Raw genomic sequence first — 19857 nt, 5'->3', positions numbered from 1 at the left:
GCGAGCGTCACTTCCAGCTATAGGACATGCCCACGTAGGCTGCGAAGCCTTCGCCGGGGGTGGAGCGTGCGGCATCGAGATCCTTGTCGTCGTAGCCGGGCGTCACGGTTGCGGCATAGCGCTTGTTGGTGAGGTTGCGCAGGTCGAGCCAGGTGGTCCAGTCCTGTCGGGGGGAGGCGTAGCCGAAGGTTGCGCCCAGCAGGGCATACGCATCGGCCTGGTAGGAGTTGGCGTAGTCGACCTGCACCTTTGAGGCCATCTGCGTGTTGAGCCCGGCATAGAAGCCGCTGGGATGGTCCAGGCGCACCTGCGCCTGGTAGTAGTGCATCGGCATGCCGGGCAGGCGGTTGTCGCCGAACGCCGCGTCATCGCGGTAGTGGAAGTCGCTGAAGGTGTAGGCCTGGCGCAGCGACACCCGGCCAACTCCGCTGTGTTCCCACAGCAGGCTGTCGAGGCTGGCTTCCACCCCCTGGTGCACGGTAGGGCTGGCATTCACCTCGCCGACGATGGCGTTGGTGCTGCTGCTGGCGGCCACGGTTTCCACTGTCAGCAGTTCGTGGCGCACGGCCGAGTAGTACCAGGCCAGGTCCCAGCGCCCCAGCCGCGAGTCGCCGCGGGCGCCGAGCTCCAGGGTGGTGGCGGTCTGGTTGCGCAGCTCGATGGGTTGGGTCTGCAGGCCGTTGATCGCTGGCGAGCTCCAGATCAGCGCCCAGGGGTGCGCAGGCTCCACCGAGCGGCTCAGGTTGCCGTACAGCTGCAGCGCGGGGCTGAAGTCGTAGCGCAGCCCCAGGCGCGGGGCGTAGTCCCAGTCATGCTGGCTGACCTTGCCGCCGCTGGCCGGATAGGTGACGGCGCTTTCGCGGCGGGTATAGATCATCGCCAGGCCGCTGGTCAGCCACAGGTCTGGCACCAGTTCCAGTTCGTTGCTGAAGTGGAGGACGCTGTCCGAGCCCTGGTAGGTGAAGTCGCGGGTCTTGGTGCCTATGGGCTGAGTGGGGTCGGTCTCGACCCGCACGAACTCCGAGGCCCCGGTGTTGGGCAGGTGCTTGGTGGTGCGCCAGCCCAGGGTGGTCTTGCTCTCGTGGCCGAACAGGGTGTCGCGGCGCAGGTAGTTGAGCGTGCCGCTGACGTCGGTGTACGCCACCTTGAGGCGCTTGGTGCCTTCACGCAGGTCCATGGGGTAGTCGTGGTAGACCAGGCCGGCTTCCAGCTGCGAGTCGTCATCGAGGTAGAAGGTGGTCTTGTTGCCCAGCCAGGTGCTGCCCGGTTGCGGGCGGCTGGCGTCGCGGCTCAGGTACAGCGGGTTGGCAGCGCGCGGGTGGTGCTTGATCTGGTCCTTGGTCAGGCGGCCGGCCAGTTCGTTTTCGGTTTCGCGGTAACGCAGGTAGAAGCGGGTTTCCAGGTTGGGGTTGAAGCGGTAGCCGACGTTGGCGGCGATGCCCTTGCTGCTGCCGCTGCTGTGGTCCTGGTAGCCGTCGTATTCCGAGTCGGTGAGGGCGACGTAGTAGTCCAGGTCACCCAGTACCTGGCCGGAGCTGACCTGGCGTTTGCCGTAGCCACGGCTGCCGGCCTCGACCCGTACCTGCAGGGGCGCGGCGTCGTAGCCGGTGTGGGTCACGTAATTGATGGCGCCGCCCAGGGCCAGGGCGCCGCGGTCGAAGCCGTTGGCGCCGCGCAGTACCTCGGCGCTGCTTAGCCACAGGGGCTCGAACAGTTCATAGGGCGTGCCGCCGGGGCCGGTCAGGGGCAGGCCGTCGAACAGGGTGTATACGCCGGAGCCGTGGGCGCCGGGGGCACGGTTCAGGCCCGAGCCGCGAATCGACAGTTTGATGCCGTCGTTGCCGGCGGATTGGGCGAACACGCCGGGCTGGTAGGCGAGAACGTCCTGGTTGCTGGCGACGCGGCCTTGTTCGACCTGTTGCATGTCGATCAGGTTGGTGGCCCCGGGGATTTGCTGCAGGCGCTCGCGGGCGTCCTGAAGTTCGTTGTGTTCCTGGTCCTGGATCAGTACCTGGCCGAGTTCGATGCCTGGGTTGGCTTGGGCGGTGGCGGTGCAGGCGATCAATACGGCGAGGGACGAGCGGGGCAGGGTGGGGTGCATCGAAGGGGTTCCGGGACGGTTGGGCGGGTATCTGACGTTGCAAGTATCAGACGAAGCACAGTGGGTGATCTGTAGTGCAGTCATGCTTTTGATCTGCTCTGGATCTGCTCTGGATCTGCTGTTGATTTGCTTTTGATTTTGATCTGCTTTTGATCTTGATCTTCCGTCCCCCAGAAGGCCGAGTGGAGGTGTCGTGCAGGGGGCGGGGCGAAGCCCCTTCGGCGTTAGCCGAAGCGAGCGACTGTTAGAGTTGCTTGCAACTCGGGTCGCGTGCCCCCGGAGCGGCGCCGGAGGGAGGGGACCCGGAGCGAAGCGTAGGGCCTGATGATGGACGGAGCGGTTTTGCTTACTTTTTCCAAGAAAAAAGTAAGCCGCTGTAAGAGCGGAAGGGGCCCTGATTGTCGATATGCATGCTGGATATGTTCACGGTCGTCGATTTTATCGAGCGGTGTGTTTATCCGGCATGGATAGCGCTGCGAATGACGCCTTCCGCTCTTACAGCGGGTCACTTTTGCAAGGACGCAAAAGTAACCAAAAGGTCCCCGGCCAAACATACGGCCCTACGCTTCGCTCCGGGTTCCCTCCCTCCGGCGCCGTCCAGGGGGCACGCGACCCGAGTTGCAAGCAACTCTAACAGTCGCTCGCTTCGGCTAACGCCGAAGGGGCTGCGCCCCGCCCCCTGCACGACACCTCCACTCGGCCTCCTGACAGGCCGGACAATCAAGATCAAGATCAAGATCAAGATCAAGATCAAGAACAACGGCGGTGCTGGGGATGGGTTGTTCAATCGCCAAAAACAAAACACCCCGCCGAAGCGGGGTGTCCTGTCAATGCATCAGCACTCAACCAAGCAACTGCAAACCTGCATGCTGCACCAGGTCCAGCAACGGCTGCGGATAAACACCCAGCACGAACGCCAGAATCGCAATCGCCAGCAGCATCACACCACCGGTACGCTGTTCCCAGTTCAACGGCGCATCGTGACGACGCAGGTTCGGCTCGATCAGGTACAGGGTGACCATCACGCGCAGGTAGTAGAACACCCCGATCGCACTACCGATCACCAACGCACCCACCAGCCACCACAGCTGCGACTCGACGCCGGTAGCAATGATGTAGAACTTGCCGATGAAGCCCGCGGTCAGCGGAATACCCGCCAGCGACAGCATCATCACGGTCAGTACCGCCGTCAGGTACGGACGACGCCAGAACAGGCCGCGGTACTCGTACAGGGCATCGGCATCACGGCCCTTGTAAGGCGAGGACATCAGGGTGATGACGCCAAACGCGCCCAGGCTGGTGATCACGTAGGTCACCAGGTACACGCCAATGGCTTCCACCGCCATGCCCTTGCTCGCCACCAGCGCAATCAGCAGGTAACCGAAGTGGGCGATCGAGGAGTAACCCAGCAGACGCTTGAGGTTGCTCTGGGTCAGCGCCAGCAGGTTGCCGACCAGAATCGAGGCCACTGCAATCACCGACAGCACGGTGGTCAGCACGCCGCTGCTGGCAGCAGGGGAGAGCATGAACAGGCGTACCACAACGGCGAATACAGCCACCTTGCTCGCGGTGGCCAGGAACGCGGCGACCGGCGCCGGAGCACCTTCGTATACGTCCGGGGTCCACAGGTGGAACGGTACCAACGACAGCTTGAACGCCAGACCGACCAGCATCATGCCCAGGCCCAGCTGGGCAATCAGGCTTGGCAGGCTGGTGGTGGCCAGGGCCTTGCCGATGCCGTCGAAGCTCAGGCTGCCGGCGTCGGCATACAGCAGCGCCATGCCGAACAGCAGGAACGCGGAACCGGCTGCCGACAGCACCATGTACTTGATGCCGGCTTCCAGCGAACGCTTGTTGAAGAACGCATACGCCACCAGGCCATAAACCGGTACCGAGAGCAGCTCCAGGCCGATGAACAGGCCGGCCAGGTGTTGCGCGCAGACCAGCACCAGGCCGCCCAGGGCCGCCATCAGGATCAGCAGGTAGAGCTCTTCGCGGTTGCCCGGGTAGCCCTTGCCGCCGTCACCCAGGTAGGCATGCGCCAGGGTCACGCAGGCCAGGGTGGCGACCAGGATCAACGCCATGTACAGGCACGCGAAGCTGTCGACGGTCAGCAATGGGGTGACCGCCAGCGGGGCCACCTTGAGGGTCGGGATGATCGACAGCAGGGCCAGGTTCAGCCCCACGGTCGACAGCAGGAAGGTTTGCGAGTGATTGCGGCGCCAGGCGATGGCCAGCATCACCACGACGATGGTGATACTGGTGATCAGCAGTGGCGCAAGCGCAATAAAGTGTTGAATCGTCAGGTCCATAGCGCTCTTACCGGGCCGAAGCGAGTTGAGTGAAAGCGGAGCCGAGCCACTGCTGCACACCACTCATGGTGGCGGCGGAGGTATCCAGGAACGGCTGCGGGTAAACGCCCAGCACAATCAGCAGTACCGCCAGGCCCAGCACCATGATCAGTTCGCGGTTGTCCATGCCGGCCAGTACTTCGTCGGACTTGGCCGGGCCGAAGTAGGCGCGGTGGATCATGATCAGCGAGTACACCGAGCCGAACACCAGGCCGGAGGTGGCAATCGCGGTGACCCACGGGGCACTGACGAAGCTGCCGATCAGGATCAGGAACTCGCCGACGAAGTTGCCGGTACCCGGCAAGCCCAGCGAGGCCGCGGCGAAGAACAGGCTGATGGCCGGCAGGTAGGCGATGCGCGACCACAGGCCACCCATCTGACGCATGTCACGGGTGTGCAGACGCTCGTACAGCTGGCCGCTGAGGATGAACAGCGCCGCCGCCGACAGGCCGTGGGCCAGCATCTGGATCACCGCGCCCTGCAGGGCCTGCTGGCTGCCGGAGTAGATGCCGATCAGCACGAAGCCCATGTGCGAGACGCTGGAGAACGCGATCAGGCGCTTGATGTCGGTTTGCGCGAAGGCCAGGAATGCACCGTAGAAGATCCCGATCAGACCCAGGGTCATGGCGATCGGCGCGAACTCGGCCGAGGCATTCGGGAACAGCGGCAGGGCAAAACGCAGCAGGCCGTAGGCCGCGGTCTTCAGCAGGATACCGGCCAGGTCGACGGAACCGGCAGTCGGCGCCTGGGCGTGGGCATCAGGCAGCCAGGAGTGGAACGGTACCACCGGCAGCTTGACCGCGAAGGCGATGAAGAAGCCCAGCATCAGCAGGTATTCGGTACCCGCCGGCAGGTCGGCCTTGAGCAACTGGGTGTAGTCGAAGGTGATCACACCGGTGTTGCCGTAGTTGACCAGCACCAGGCCCAGGATCGCCACCAGCATGATCAGGCCGCTGGCCTGGGTGAAGATGAAGAACTTGGTGGCTGCGTAGATCCGGGTCTTCTTGCCGTCCGAGGAGCTGTGACCCCAGAGCGCGATGAGGAAATACATCGGCACCAGCATCATTTCCCAGAAGAAGAAGAACAGGAACAGGTCCAGGGCCAGGAACACACCGACCACGCCGCCCAGGATCCACATCAGGTTGAGGTGGAAGAAGCCGACGTGGCGCTGGATCTCTTTCCAGGAACACAGTACCGAGAGCACACCGAGCAGGCCGGTGAGCAGGATCATCAGCAGCGACAGGCCGTCCAGGGCCAGGTGCAGGCTGATGCCGAAGCGCTCGATCCACAGCACTTTGAACTCGTAGGCCCACTGTGGCGCGGCACCCGGCGCAGGCGCCAGGGTGTAGTCGCCGTTGGCCCACAGCCAGAGGCCGATACCAAGCAGCAGGGACATGGTCAGCAGCGCGATGTAGCGCGGCAGGGTGGCGCCGAAGCGCTCACCCAGCCAGCACAGCAGGCCGCCGATAAAGGGGATCAGGATCAGCCAAGGCAAAATCATGACGGGCTCAATTCCTTTCGCAAAGTCGCAAGGTTCATATCAGACCGCAGCCACAACAACGGCACCGAGCACAAGCACGGCACCAATGGCGATCGAGGCGGTGTACCAGCGCAGCTGACCGGTTTCGGTTTTGCTCATGGCGGCATGACCGCCCTTGGCCAAACGCGGAATCAGGCCGATGCTGCGGTCAACCGGATCCTTGCGCAGGATGTGGCTGATCAGCAGGTAAGGTTTGACGAACAGCTTGTCGTAGATCCAGTCGAAGCCCCAGGCGGCGAACCACCAGGCCGACAGCACACGACCGATACCGCTGTTGGCGATCGCGGTAACCAGGCGACGCTTGCCCAGGAACAGCATGGCGGCCAGCAGGATACCGGCGATGGCGATGGCACCCGAGGCGATTTCCAGGCTGTGCTTGGCTTCGCCACCGGCATGCCCGACGCTCTGCGGCAGCACGCCGGCCAGCGGTGGGTGGATCCAGGCGCCGACGAAGGTCGACAGCACGATCAGCACGCCCAGCGGCAGCCAGTGCGAGATGCCGTGGCCAGCGTGGGCTTCGGTCTTGGCTTCGCCGTGGAAGGCGATGAAGATCAGGCGGAAGGTGTACAGCGAGGTCATGAACGCACCCACCAGGCCGGCGTACAGCAAGCCGCTGTTGCCGCTGGCGAAGGCTTCCCAGAGGATCTCGTCCTTGGAGTAGAAGCCGGCGGTCAGCAGCGGCAGGGCAGCCAGGGCGGCACCACCGACGATGAAGCTGGCGTAGGCCAGTGGCAGTTTCTTCCACAGGCCGCCCATCTTGAAGATGTTCTGCTCGTGGTGGCAGGCAACGATCACCGCACCGGAGGCAAGGAACAGCAGGGCCTTGAAGAAGGCGTGGGTCATCAGGTGGAAGATCGCGCCGTCGAAGGCGCCCACGCCCAGGGCCAGGAACATGTAGCCGATCTGGCTCATGGTCGAGTAGGCCAGGATACGCTTGATGTCGGTCTGTACCAGCGCGGCAAAGCCGGCCAGCACCAGGGTCACGCCGCCGACCACACCCACCAGGTGCAGCACGTCGGGTGCCAGGGCGAACAGGCCGTGGGTACGCGCGATCAGGTAGACACCGGCGGTCACCATGGTGGCGGCGTGGATCAGTGCCGATACCGGGGTAGGGCCGGCCATCGCGTCTGCAAGCCAGGTCTGCAGCGGCAGCTGGGCCGATTTGCCCACGGCGCCGCCCAGCAGCATCAGGGTTGCCAGCACGATCCAGAAATCACCGGCCTGGAACTTCTGCGGCGCCAGCACCAGCAGTTGCTGGATGTTCAGGGTGCCCAGTTGCTGGAACAGGATGAACAGGCCGATGGCCATGAACACGTCGCCGATACGGGTGACGATGAAGGCCTTGAGCGCTGCGTTGCCGTTGTTGCGGTTGCTGTAGTAGAAACCGATCAACAGGTACGAGCACAGGCCCACGCCTTCCCAACCGAAGTAGATGAACAGCAGGTCGTCGCCCAGGATCAGGAACAGCATGCTGGCAATGAACAGGTTGGTGTAGGCGAAGAAGCGCGAGTAGCCGGCTTCACCACGCATGTACCACGAGGCGAACAGGTGGATCAGGAAGCCCACGCCGACCACCACGCCGAGCATGGTCACCGACAGGCCGTCCAGGTACAGGGTGAAGTTGGGCTTGAAGTCGCCCACCTGCATCCACTGCCACAGCAGCTGGCTGTACGCGCCGCCTTCAGGCGGGGCGACGTTGAACTGCCAGATCACGTAGGCGGCCACGATGGCCGAGAGGCCGATCGAACCGACACCGATCAGCGCCGACAGGTTCTCCGAGAACCGCCCGCGCGAGAACGACAGCAGCACAAAGCCGATCAGGGGGAAGACGAAGGTCAGAAAGAGTAGGTTCATCCGCGCATCTCACTGGCAGCATCGATATCGAGAGTGTGGAAGCGGCGATACAGCTGCAGCAGGATCGCCAGGCCGATACTGGCCTCGGCGGCGGCCAGGCTGATCACCAGGATGAACATGATCTGCCCGTCCGGTTGCGCCCAGCGGCTGCCCGCCACGATGAATGCCAGTGCCGAGGCGTTCATCATGATTTCCAGGCTCATCAGTACGAACAGAATGTTGCGGCGCACCATCAGCCCGACCAGGCCGAGGCAGAACAGGATGCCGGCGACGGCCAGGCCGTGTTCGAGAGGAATTGCTGACATGATTTACTCCTTCGCCTCGTTGCGGCCGAGGTGGAACGCCGTCACTGCTGCAGCCAGCAGCAGCATCGAGGCCAGTTCCACCACCAGCAGGTAAGGGCCGAACAGGCTGATGCCCACGGCCTTGGCGTCAACGGTGGTATGACCGATGGCGGCGCCGCTCGGCTGCACGAACAGCACGTACAGCAGTTCGGCCAGCAGCAGGACGGCGAGGAACACCGGCCCGCCCCAGATGCCGGGCTTGAGCCAGCCGCGCTCCTGGGCGACCGAGGCCGGCCCCAGGTTGAGCATCATCACCACGAACACGAACAGCACCATGATGGCGCCAGCGTAGGCGATCACTTCGAGCACGCCGGCAAACGGCGCGCCGAGGGCGAAGAAGGTCATCGCCACGGAGATCAGCGAAATGATCAGGTAGAGCAGGGCATGCACCGGGTTGGTGTTGGTGATCACCCGCAGGGTGGACACCACGGCGACACCGGATGCGAAATAGAAAGCGAATTCCATCTTTCTTCCTTAAGGGAGCAAGCTCTTCACGTTGATCGGCTCGGCTTCGTTCTGCGCGGCGCCCTTCGGCTTGCCGGCAACGGCCATACCTGCAACACGGTAGAAGTTGTAATCAGGGTTCTTGCCGGGGCCGGAGATCAGCAGATCTTCTTTCTCGTACACCAGGTCCTGACGTTTGAACTCGGCCATTTCGAAATCCGGGGTGAGCTGGATCGCGGTGGTCGGGCAGGCTTCCTCGCAGAGGCCGCAGAAAATGCAGCGCGAGAAGTTGATGCGGAAGAACTCGGGGTACCAGCGACCGTCTTCGGTCTCGGCCTTCTGCAGCGAGATGCAACCCACCGGGCAGGCCACGGCGCACAGGTTGCAGGCCACGCAGCGCTCCTCGCCGTCGGGGTCGCGGGTCAGCACGATGCGGCCGCGGTAGCGCGGCGGCAGGTAGACCGGCTCTTCGGGGTATTGCAGGGTGTCGCGTTTGCGGAACCCGTGGGAGAACACCATCACCAGGCTGCGCAGCTGGGTGCCAGTGCCCTTAACGATGTCGCCAATATACTTGAACATGGGTCAAATCCTCACTGGGCCGCAACAGCTGGCGTGTTGAGCAACACGAGCGCAGCGGTCACCAGCAAATTGATCAGGGTCAGCGGCAGGCAGAACTTCCAGCTGAAGTCCATCACCTGGTCATAGCGCGGGCGCGGGATCGAGGCGCGCAGCAGGATGAACAGCATGATGAAGAACGCGGTCTTCAGGGCGAACCACACGAACGACAGTTGCGGCAGGATGCCGAACGGCCCGTGCCAGCCACCGAAGAACAGGGTTACCAGCAGCGCCGAGATCAGGATGATGCCGATGTACTCGCCCACGAAGAACATGCCCCACTTCATGCCGGCATATTCGATGTGGTAGCCGTCGGCCAGTTCCTGTTCCGCTTCCGGCTGGTCGAAGGGGTGACGGTGAGTCACGGCCACGCCAGCGATGAAGAAGGTACAGAAGCCGAAGAACTGCGGAATGATGAACCACAGGTTCTGCGCCTGGTATTCGACGATGTCGCGCATGTTGAACGAGCCGACCTGGGCCACGATGCCCATCAGCGCCAGGCCCATGAACACTTCGTACGACACGGTCTGGGCCGAGGCCCGCAGGCTGCCGAGCAGGGCGTACTTGTTGTTCGACGACCAGCCGGCGAACAGGACGGCGTACACCGACAGGCCGGCCATGGCGAAGAAGAACAGCAGGCCGATGTTCAGGTCCGCGACACCCCAGGTCGGGGTGATCGGGATGATCGCGAAGGCGATCAGCAAGGCGCTCATGGCCACCACCGGCGCCAGGGTGAAGATCACCTTGTCGACGAAGGGCGGGTTCCAGTCTTCCTTGAAGAACATCTTCAGCATGTCGGCGGCAATCTGGAACATGCCGAACGGGCCGACGCGGTTAGGACCGTAACGGTCCTGCCACCAGCCCAGCAGGCGACGCTCGACGAAGCTGAGCAGCGCACCGCAGACCACCACCGCCAGCAACACCACGATGGCCTTGATGACAGTGAGGATCACATCGATCACTTCAGGGGTGAACCAGGTCATTGTGCTGCCTCCTGCAAGCCTTCGACGGATGCACCGAAGATGGCAGGCGGGATGCCGGCCAGGCCTTTGGGCAATGCAACCAGGCCTGCGCCCAGTTCCTCATTGATGCGCAGCGGCAGACGCAGGGTCTGGCCGGCCACGTTCAGGCTCAGCAGTGCGCCGTCGTTGACGCCCAGGCGGTCGGCTTCGGACTTGGCCAGTGCCACGTAGGCCTGCGGGATGCGCTCCTGCACCGGGGCGGCGCGCGAAGAGTTCTCTTCACTGCCGAACAGGTGGTAGAACGGCACGGCCTGCCAGGTGCCACGGGCCGGCGAGAACGCCGCCGGAACGCTGGCGAACCAGTTCAGCCTGTCGCCCTGGGTCTCGATCAGGCGGGTGCCCGGGTCGCCTGCACGCAGGTGACCACCGACCTCGTCCTGGAACTTGTTCCAGGCCTGCGGCGAGTTCCAGCCCGGCGACCAGGCGAACGGCACCTGCTGGCGCGGTTCGGCGGAGCCCGAGTAGCCTTCCATGGAGAAGGCGAACGCGGTGTCCGGGTCTTGCGGGGTACGTGGCTCGTGCACGCTGATGTTGGCGCGCATGGCGGTACGGCCCGAGTAGCGCAGCGGCTCGCGGGCCAGTTTCATGCCCTTGATGCGGAACGCGGCCGATGGGGCGGCGTTGACGATGCCGGCCAGTTGCGGCACCACGCCAGCCACGGCGTGGGTCACGTGGTCCAGCTGGGTCCAGTCGACCGGCTTGTTGAGCAGGGTGGCACGCAGTGCGTGCATCCAGCGCCAGCCTTCGTGCACCAGGATGCTGCTGTCCAGGTACTGCGGGTCGAACACCTGGAAGAAGCGCTGGGCGCGGCCTTCCTGGCTGACCAGGGTACCGTCGCCCTCGGCGAAGGTGGCGGCCGGCAGCACCAGGTGCGCGCGGTCGGTGGTCGGGGTTTTCTGGTGGTCGGCAACGATCACCACCTTGGCCGCGGCCAGGGCAGCGTCGACCTTGGCAGCCGGTACGCGGCTGTACAGGTCGTTTTCCAGTACCACGATGGCATCGGCCTTGCCGGCGATCACGGCGTCCAGCGCCGCATCGATCGACTCGCCACCGAGCATGGCCAGGCCCAGGCTGTTGGCCTCGGGCACCACCAGGCTCAGCGAGCCGTTCTTCTCGCGCAGCTTGAGTGCCTTGGCGATGTTGGCGGCAGCTTCGATCAGAGCCCTGGAGGCCAGCGAAGTACCGGCAACCACCAGTGGGCGGTTGGCCGCGACCAGGGCGTCGGCGATGCGCTTGGCCAGGTCCAGGGCTTCGGCGTCCAGGCCTTCGACGGCTGGGGCGCTCGGGTCGATGGCGTGGGCCACGGCGAAACCGATGCGGGCCAGGTCGTCCGGCGCGGCGTGCACGCACTCTTGCGCCACGTCGTCGAGCTTGGTCTCGCTCAGGCTGGCAATGAACAGCGGGTACATGGCGTGCTGGCCGATGTTCTTCACCGCGGCATCGAGCCACGGCTGAACGCGCATGGCATCGGCCATCGCCTCGGCCTTGCCCTTGACCGACTGGCGCAGGGCCAGGGCCACGCGGGCAGCGGTCTGGGTCAGGTCTTCGCCAAGCACGAACACCGCGTCATGGTCTTCCATGTCGCGCAGGGTCGGCACCGGCAGCGGGCTGTCGTTGAGCACCTGCAAAGCCAGGCGCACGCGCTCCAGCTCACCGGCTTCCATGCCTGCATAGAAGTGTTCGGCACCCACCAGCTCGCGCAGGCCGTAGTTGCTCTCCAGGCTTGCACGGGGCGAACCGATACCCACGATGTTGCGCCCGCGCAGCATGTCGGCGGCCTTGTCCAGCGCGGCGTCCAGGCCCAGTTTCTGGCCGTCCTGGAGCAATGGCTGGCGTGGGCGGTCGGTACGGTTGACGTAGCCGTAGCCGAAGCGGCCACGGTCGCACAGGAAGTACTGGTTCACCGAGCCGTTGAAACGGTTCTCGATGCGGCGCAGTTCACCGTAGCGCTCGCCCGGGCTGATGTTGCAGCCGCTGGAGCAGCCATGGCAGATGCTCGGGGCGAACTGCATGTCCCACTTGCGGTTGTAGCGCTCGGAGTGGGTCTTGTCGGTGAACACACCGGTCGGGCAGACCTCGGTCAGGTTGCCGGAGAACTCGCTCTCCAGGGCACCGTCCTCGACGCGGCCGAAATACACGTTGTCGTGCGCACCGAACACGCCCAGGTCGGTACCGCCGGCGTAGTCCTTGTAGTAGCGCACGCAGCGGTAGCAGGCGATGCAGCGGTTCATCTCGTGGGAGATGAACGGGCCGAGCTCCTGGTTCTGGTGGGTACGCTTGGTGAAACGGTAGCGGCGCTCGTTGTGGCCGGTCATCACCGTCATGTCTTGCAGGTGGCAGTGACCGCCTTCCTCGCACACCGGGCAGTCGTGCGGGTGGTTGGTCATCAGCCATTCGACGACGCTGGCGCGGAACACGCGGGCTTCTTCGTCTTCGATGGAAATCCAGCTGCCATCGGTGGCAGGGGTCATGCAGGACATGACGATGCGACCACGGGTGTCGTTCTCGTCGGTGTACTGCTTGACCGCACACTGGCGGCAGGCACCGACGCTACCGAGCGCCGGGTGCCAGCAGAAATAGGGGATGTCGAGGCCTAGCGACAGACACGCCTGTAACAGGTTGTCTGCACCGTTGACTTCGAGCTCTTTGCCGTCTACGTGGATAGTGGCCATGGTTCAAAGTTCTTCGTTGGCCCGCGTCTGCGGGCGTGGCTAATGGAAAGCTGTATGCCTGCGGTTCGCCGTCATCCGGGCGAGCATCGCGGGCAACGGGCGGCACGGACCGCCCGTCTTCTTGTTCGTTATGCGCCAACCACAACGGGTTTGGCCAAGTCCGGGCGCGGTGCAGCAGTGGCTGCGATGCCGGCTTCGAACTCGGGGCGGAAGTATTTGATGGCACTGCCCAGCGGCTCGACCGCACCGGGTGCGTGAGCGCAGAAGGTCTTGCCTGGGCCGAGGAAACCGACCAGCCCCAGCAGCGTCTCGATGTCGCCTGGCTGACCCTGGCCTTTCTCGATGGCGCGCAGCAGCTTGACGCTCCACGGCAGGCCGTCGCGGCACGGGGTGCAGAAGCCGCACGATTCGCGGGCAAAGAACTCTTCCATGTTGCGCAGCAGCGAGACCATGTTGACGCTGTCGTCAACGGCCATGGCCAGGCCCGTACCCATCCGGGTACCGACCTTGGCGATGCCGCCGGCGTACATCTGGGCGTCGAGGTGCTCGGGCAGCAAAAAGCCGGTACCGGCGCCGCCTGGCTGCCAGCACTTGAGCTTGAAGCCGTCGCGCATGCCGCCGGCGTAGTCTTCGAACAGCTCGCGGGCGGTGACGCCGAAGGGCAGTTCCCACAGGCCAGGGTTCTTCACCTTGCCGGAGAAGCCCATCAGCTTGGTGCCGTGGTCTTCGCTGCCTTCGCGGGCCAGAGACTTGTACCAGTCGATGCCGTTGCCGACGATGGCCGGCACGTTGCACAGGGTCTCGACGTTGTTCACGCAGGTCGGCTTGCCCCACACGCCCACGGCGGCAGGGAAGGGCGGCTTGGAGCGCGGGTTGGCGCGGCGGCCTTCGAGGGAGTTGATCAGTGCGGTTTCTTCACCGCAGATGTAACGCCCGGCGCCGGTGTGCACGAACAGCTCGAAATCGAAACCGCTGCCCAGGATGTTCTTGCCCAGCAGGCCGGCAGCCTTGGCTTCCTCGACCGCACGGGTGAGGTTGCGCGCGGCGGTGGTGTATTCGCCACGCAGGAAGATGTAGCCGCGGTAGGCCTTGAGCGCGCGGGCACTGATCAGCATGCCTTCGATCAGCAGATGGGGCTGTTGCTCCATCAGCATGCGGTCCTTCCAGGTGTTGGGCTCCATTTCGTCCGCGTTGCACAACAGGTAGCGGATGTTCATGGATTCGTCTTTGGGCATCAGGCCCCATTTGACGCCCGTCGGGAAGCCCGCACCGCCACGGCCCTTGAGGCCGGAGTCCTTGACGGTCTGCACGATGTCGTCCTGCGACATCTGCGCCAGTGCCTTGCGGGCAGCGGTGTAGCCGTCCTTGGCCTGGTACTCGTCGAGCCACAGTGGCTCGCCGTCGTCGCGCAGGCGCCAGGTCAGCGGATGGGTTTCGGCGGCGCGCGCGATGCGGTTGGCCGGGCCGAAGGAAGTGATGGTCATACGTAACCCTCCAGCAGTTTGGAAACGCCGGCAGGTTGCACGTCGCCAAAGGTGTCGTCGTCGATCATCAGGGCCGGGGCCTTGTCGCAGTTGCCCAGGCAGCACACCGGCAGCAGGGTGAAGCGCCCGTCTGCGGTGGTCTGGCCCAGGCCGATGCCCAGCTCGCTCTGGATCTGGCTGACCACCGACTCGTGGCCGCCGATGTAGCAGACCATGCTGTCGCACACACGGATGATGTGGCGGCCGACCGGCTGGCGGAAGATCTGGCTGTAGAAGGTGGCCACGCCTTCGACGTCGCTGGCAGGGATGCCCAGCACTTCGCCGATGGCGTACACGGCGCCGTCCGGCACCCAGCCGCGTTCCTTCTGAACGATCTTCAGGGCTTCGATGGACGCCGCGCGCGGGTCCTCGTAGTGGTGCATCTCGTGCTCGATGGCCGAGCGCTCGGTTTCGCTCAGGGCGAAACGGTCGGTTTGGATAAGCGTGTTATTCATGCTTAGCGGTCCACGTCAGCCATAACGAAGTCGATACTGCCCAGGTACGCAATCAGGTCCGCGACCATGCTGCCGCGGATCACCGAAGGGATCTGCTGCAGGTGCGGGTAGCTCGGAGTGCGGATCCGGGTGCGGTAGCTCATGGTGCCGCCGTCGCTCGTCAGGTAGTAACTGTTGATGCCCTTGGTCGCTTCGATCATCTGGAAGGACTCGTTGGCCGGCATGACCGGGCCCCACGAAACCTGCAGGAAGTGCGTGATCAGGGTCTCGATGTGCTGCAGGGTGCGCTCTTTTGGCGGCGGCGTGGTCAGCGGGTGATCCGCCTTGTACGGGCCTTCCGGCATGTTGCGCATGCACTGGTCGATGATCTTGATGCTCTGGCGCATTTCTTCCACGCGCACCATGCAGCGGTCATAGGCATCGCCATTGTTGGCCAGCGGCACTTCGAACTCGAAGTTCTCGTAGCCCGAGTACGGGCGTGCCTTGCGCAGGTCGAAGTCGCAACCGGTCGAACGCAGGCCGGCACCGGTGACGCCCCATTCCAGGGCTTCCTTGGTGTTGTAGGCAGCCACGCCGATGGTACGGCCCTTGAGGATGCTGTTCTGCAGGGCGGCCTTGGTGTACTCGTCGAGGCGCTTGGGCAGCCAGTCGACGAAGTCCTTGACCAGTTTTTCCCAGCCGCGCGGCAGGTCGTGGGCCACGCCACCGATACGGTACCAGGCCGGGTGCAGACGGAAACCGGTGATGGCTTCGATCACGGTGTAGGCGCGCTGACGGTCGGTGAAGGTGAAGAACACCGGGGTCATGGCGCCGACGTCCTGGATGTAGGTACCCAGGAACAGCAGGTGGCTGGTGATGCGGAAGAACTCGGCCATCATGATGCGGATGGTGTCGACCTTCTGCGGCACCTTGATGCCGGCCAGCTTCTCGACCGCGAGCACGTAGGGCAGGTTGTTCATCACCCCGCCCAGGTAGTCGATGCGGTCGGTGTAGGGGATGAAGCTGTGCCAGGACTGGCGCTCGGCCATCTTCTCGGCACCACGGTGGTGGTAGCCGATGTCCGGGACGCAGTCGACGATCTCTTCACCGTCCAGCTGCAGCACGATACGGAACGCACCGTGAGCCGAAGGGTGGTTGGGGCCAAGGTTGAGGAACATGTAGTCCTCGTTGGCACCGGAACGTTTCATGCCCCAGGCTTCGGGGTTGAAGCGTGCGGCTTCTTCCTCGAGCTGCTGCTTGGCCAGGTTCAGGCTGTAGGGGTCGAACTCGGTGGCGCGCGCCGGGAAGTCCTTGCGCAGCGGATGGCCTTCCCAGGTGGGCGGCATCATGATGCGGGTCAGGTGCGGGTGGCCGGCAAAGTCGATGCCGAACATGTCCCAGACTTCGCGCTCGTACCAGTTGGCGTTGGGCCAGATACCGGTGACGGTGGGCAGGTTCAGGTCACCTTCGTTCAGTGCCACCTTGATCATCACGTCGCTGTTACGCTCGACGGACAGCAGGTGGTAGAACACGGTGAAGTCGGCGCCCGGCAGGCCGCGACGCTGGGTGCGCAGGCGCTCGTCCACGCCGTGCAGGTCGTACAGCATGCTGTACGGCTTGGCCACGTTGCGCAGGAAGGTCAGCACTTCGATCAGCTTGGCGCGGGCAACCCAAAGCACCGGCATGCCGGTGCGGGTGTCCTGGGCGGTGAACGCCTCGGGGCCAAAACGATTGTTCAATTCGACGACCACATCCTGGTCGTCAGCCTTGTAAGGCGGGATGTAAATAGCGGTGTCCGCTGTCATGGTCTCGATCGCTTTCGGTCAACGTAGAGAATGAAGCCAGGCCGCCTGCTCGAATGAACAGGCGGCAGGTCGCTGGATCAGACTTCGTCGGGGCTGCGCAGGTGGGTAACCTGGATACGCTGTTCACGACGCTGCTCTTTCTGCGACGGCATCTCGGCGCGGTACACGCCTTGATCGCCGACGACCCACGAAAGAGGGCGCCGCTCCTTGCCGATCGATTCCTGCAGCAGCATCAGGCCTTGCAGGAACGCTTCGGGGCGAGGCGGGCAGCCAGGCACGTAGACATCCACGGGGAGGAACTTGTCGACCCCCTGAACGACCGAGTAGATGTCGTACATGCCACCGGAGTTGGCGCACGAACCCATGGAGATGACCCACTTGGGTTCGAGCATCTGCTCGTACAGGCGCTGGATGATCGGCGCCATCTTGATGAAGCAGGTGCCGGCGATGACCATGAAGTCGGCCTGACGCGGCGATGCCCGGATGACCTCGGCGCCGAAGCGGGCGATGTCGTGGGGCGCCGTGAAGGCCGTGGTCATTTCCACGTAGCAGCAGGAGAGGCCGAAGTTGTACGGCCACAGGGAATTCTTGCGCCCCCAGTTGACGGCTCCACTGAGTACATCTTCGAGCTTGCCCATGAAGATGTTCTTGTGGACCTGGTCCTCTAGCAGCGAATCGGAGACGGTTTCCCGTTCACCGATTGGATACTGCTCGTTGGGCGCATCGGGGTCGATCCTGGTGAGATTGTATTGCATTGCCAAAGCCTCATTGTTTCAGCTTCGCTTGCCGCTTGCGACGACCTTCGGGAGCCCAATCGAGGGCCCCGACGCGCCATAGGTAGACAAGACCTGCCAACAGAATTGCTATGAAAACGAGTGCTTCGACGAATCCGGTCCAGCCGCTTTCGCGGACGGACACAGACCATGCAAAGAGAAAGAGGGCTTCGATATCGAAGATCACGAACAGCATCGCGACCAGATAGAATTTGGCGGAAAGACGCAGGCGGGCACCGCCTGTTGGCAGCATGCCGGACTCGAACGGTTCGTTCTTGCTGCGGCCCCAGGCCTTGCTGCCCAGCAGGGCGGACAGGCCGAGCATGAAGGCACACAGGCCGACGACACCCAAAAGGAAGATGGCAAAGCCCCAGTTGTGGGCGATGAGTCCTGTCGAATCGGGCATGCTGAAAATCCTTAACAGAGCGCTTGGTCTCTGAGCTTGAAAAGAAGTAGAGCAGTGACGATATGTCGCAGCGAAATCTATCGCGCTGATTTTATGGGTAAACCCGTAGCAAGTAAAATTTCTGCAGCAAATTTATTCGTAGCATTAAGAACAAAAATCTTTCGTAACTCGCTGCAGGCCACGTATTCCGTGGATTGCGCGTGCTTTTGTTAATTATGTTTCTTGTATGGCGTAACGAAATGCAAGTTTCGAAATGATAATTAATATCATTTGAAGCGCTCCTGTTATTCCTACCTCCTGCGTCAACTAAAAGTTGTTGTTCAAGGGTGTGGCCGGCAAGTTTGTGCGCCCCTGTTTCGGGCAGTGTCTGCGTGCTGGCGCTGGGCTCTGGCTCAGGGTTGTGCGCGGGGGTGGCGCGTCGGTATCTGCGCTGCCACGGCCGTCCGCTGACGCCGGTGTGCACTAGCATAGCCAATCGGGGGTAATAAGGAAGCCTTGTGCCGGGCGGCTGGCCTTTTCGCCGGCAAGGCTGGCGCCTGCGCGGGGTATGAATGGCACAAGACCCGGAGCCCCATCACAGGCCCCGGGTCTTGCGTGTTACCCGAATGTCACCAATCGATCAGCCGATCAGTGGAACTGCTCTTCTTCGGTCGAGCCGGTCAGGGCGGTAACCGAAGACTTGCCACCCTGGATCACGGTGGTCATGTCGTCGAAGTAGCCAGTGCCCACTTCCTGCTGGTGCGCCACGAAGGTGTAGCCTTTGGACGCGTCGGCGAATTCCTGCTCCTGCAGCTTCACGTAGGCAGTCATGTCGTTGCGGGCGTAGTCGTGCGCCAGGTTGAACATGCCGTGCCACATGTTGTGGATGCCAGCCAGGGTGATGAACTGGTGCTTGTAGCCCATGGCCGACAGCTCGCGCTGGAACTTGGCGATGGTCGCGTCGTCCAGGTTCTTCTTCCAGTTGAAGGAAGGCGAGCAGTTGTAGGACAGGATCTGGTCCGGGTATTCCTTCTTGATGGCTTCGGCAAAGCGGCGTGCTTCGTCCAGGTCCGGCTTGGCGGTTTCGCACCAGATCAGGTCGGCATACGGTGCGTAGGCCAGGCCGCGGGCAATCGCCTGGTCCAGGCCGGCACGTACCTTGTAGAAACCTTCCTGGGTGCGCTCACCCACCACGAATGGCTGGTCGTACGGGTCGCAGTCGCTGGTCAGCAGGTCGGCGGCGTTGGCGTCGGTACGGGCCAGGATGATGGTCGGTACACCGGCAACGTCGGCTGCCAGGCGGGCAGCGCTGAGCTTCTGTACGGCTTCCTGGGTCGGAACCAGTACCTTGCCGCCCATGTGGCCGCATTTTTTAACCGAGGCCAGCTGGTCTTCGAAGTGAACGCCGGCGGCGCCTGCCTCGATCATGTTCTTCATCAGCTCGTAGGCGTTGAGTACGCCGCCGAAACCGGCTTCAGCGTCAGCCACGATCGGTGCGAAGTAGTCGATGTAGCCGTCGTCGCCCGGGTTCTTGCCGGCTTTCCACTGGATCTGGTCGGCGCGACGGAACGAGTTGTTGATGCGCTTGACCACGGTTGGCACGGAGTCCACCGGGTACAGCGACTGGTCGGGGTACATGGACTCGGCCGAGTTGTTGTCGGCAGCCACTTGCCAGCCGGACAGGTAGATAGCCTGGATACCGGCCTTGACCTGTTGAACAGCCTGGCCGCCGGTCAGGGCGCCCATGCAGTTGACGAAATCTTTTTCAGGGCGGAACGAAGGGTGGGCGCCTTTGGTTACCAGGTTCCACAGCTTCTCGGCACCCATGCGGGCCAGGGTGTGCTCAGGTTGAACCGAGCCACGCAGACGAACGACATCAGCGGCAGAGTAGGTACGGGTCACGCCTTTCCAGCGTGGGTTCTCGGCCCAATCTTTTTCGAGGGCTGCAATTTGCTGTTCGCGTGTCAGTGCCATGAAAGTAAACCTCGTCGCAT

At 63.4% G+C, this 19857-nt stretch carries 15 protein-coding genes; all 15 read right to left on the bottom strand.

Translation table 11 applies throughout. From position 1 onward, the window contains the following. Positions 1–7: 7 nt before the first annotated feature. Positions 8–2101 (bottom strand): TonB-dependent receptor domain-containing protein, encoded by a 2094-nt coding sequence (locus LOY33_RS15880; protein WP_258659370.1) that lies wholly within the window; start codon positions 2099–2101, stop codon positions 8–10. 842 nt (positions 2102–2943) lie between these two features. After that, positions 2944–4413, bottom strand: a complete 1470-nt coding sequence (gene nuoN / locus LOY33_RS15875; protein WP_043860874.1) for an NADH-quinone oxidoreductase subunit NuoN — start codon at positions 4411–4413, stop codon at positions 2944–2946. Between the two features lie 7 nt (positions 4414–4420). Further along, a complete protein-coding gene (gene nuoM / locus LOY33_RS15870) occupies positions 4421–5953 on the bottom strand; it encodes an NADH-quinone oxidoreductase subunit M (RefSeq protein ID WP_043860873.1) in 1533 nt (510 codons plus the stop codon). Positions 5954–5992: 39 nt separating this feature from the next. After that, complete coding sequence (gene nuoL / locus LOY33_RS15865; RefSeq protein WP_043860872.1) at positions 5993–7846, bottom strand: NADH-quinone oxidoreductase subunit L; 1854 nt, start codon at positions 7844–7846, stop codon at positions 5993–5995. Then, on the bottom strand, positions 7843–8151 hold the full coding sequence (nuoK, locus tag LOY33_RS15860) for an NADH-quinone oxidoreductase subunit NuoK (protein ID WP_010220409.1): 309 nt from the start codon (positions 8149–8151) through the stop codon (positions 7843–7845). The genes nuoL and nuoK overlap by 4 nt, the downstream gene beginning before the upstream one ends. Before the next feature lie 3 nt (positions 8152–8154). Further along, positions 8155–8655: an NADH-quinone oxidoreductase subunit J gene (nuoJ, locus tag LOY33_RS15855; protein ID WP_043860871.1), complete on the bottom strand. Its 501-nt coding sequence runs from the start codon at positions 8653–8655 to the stop codon at positions 8155–8157. Positions 8656–8664: 9 nt separating this feature from the next. Beyond that, positions 8665–9213: an NADH-quinone oxidoreductase subunit NuoI gene (nuoI, locus tag LOY33_RS15850; protein ID WP_009400993.1), complete on the bottom strand. Its 549-nt coding sequence runs from the start codon at positions 9211–9213 to the stop codon at positions 8665–8667. Between the two features lie 11 nt (positions 9214–9224). Continuing rightward, positions 9225–10232, bottom strand: a complete 1008-nt coding sequence (gene nuoH / locus LOY33_RS15845; RefSeq protein WP_054915105.1) for an NADH-quinone oxidoreductase subunit NuoH — start codon at positions 10230–10232, stop codon at positions 9225–9227. Beyond that, a complete protein-coding gene (nuoG, locus tag LOY33_RS15840; protein ID WP_043860869.1) occupies positions 10229–12943 on the bottom strand; it encodes an NADH-quinone oxidoreductase subunit NuoG in 2715 nt (904 codons plus the stop codon). The genes nuoH and nuoG overlap by 4 nt, the downstream gene beginning before the upstream one ends. Positions 12944–13071: 128 nt before the next feature. Continuing rightward, the gene (nuoF, locus tag LOY33_RS15835) at positions 13072–14427 is read right to left on the bottom strand and encodes an NADH-quinone oxidoreductase subunit NuoF (RefSeq protein WP_043860868.1); all 1356 of its coding nucleotides are present in this window, start codon (positions 14425–14427) and stop codon (positions 13072–13074) included. After that, positions 14424–14921, bottom strand: coding sequence for an NADH-quinone oxidoreductase subunit NuoE (gene nuoE, locus LOY33_RS15830; protein ID WP_043860867.1), 498 nt, complete (start codon positions 14919–14921; stop codon positions 14424–14426). Before nuoE ends, nuoF begins: the two co-directional genes overlap by 4 nt. 2 nt (positions 14922–14923) lie before the next feature. After that, the gene (nuoC, locus tag LOY33_RS15825) at positions 14924–16705 is read right to left on the bottom strand and encodes an NADH-quinone oxidoreductase subunit C/D (RefSeq protein WP_258659369.1); all 1782 of its coding nucleotides are present in this window, start codon (positions 16703–16705) and stop codon (positions 14924–14926) included. A gap of 77 nt (positions 16706–16782) precedes the next feature. After that, on the bottom strand, positions 16783–17460 hold the full coding sequence (locus LOY33_RS15820; protein ID WP_043860865.1) for an NADH-quinone oxidoreductase subunit B: 678 nt from the start codon (positions 17458–17460) through the stop codon (positions 16783–16785). A gap of 10 nt (positions 17461–17470) precedes the next feature. Next, on the bottom strand, positions 17471–17884 hold the full coding sequence (locus tag LOY33_RS15815) for an NADH-quinone oxidoreductase subunit A (RefSeq protein WP_010220397.1): 414 nt from the start codon (positions 17882–17884) through the stop codon (positions 17471–17473). A 627-nt stretch (positions 17885–18511) separates the two neighbouring features. Then, positions 18512–19837 (bottom strand): isocitrate lyase, encoded by a 1326-nt coding sequence (gene aceA / locus LOY33_RS15810; protein ID WP_043860864.1) that lies wholly within the window; start codon positions 19835–19837, stop codon positions 18512–18514. Positions 19838–19857 lie beyond the last annotated feature (20 nt).

Origin of the sequence: Pseudomonas sp. B21-036 (genome assembly GCF_024748925.1) — a bacterium.
Classification (GTDB): domain Bacteria; phylum Pseudomonadota; class Gammaproteobacteria; order Pseudomonadales; family Pseudomonadaceae; genus Aquipseudomonas; species Aquipseudomonas palmensis.
Note: the sequence above shows the minus strand (reverse complement) of the source record. Positions and strands in the feature narration are given on the sequence as shown.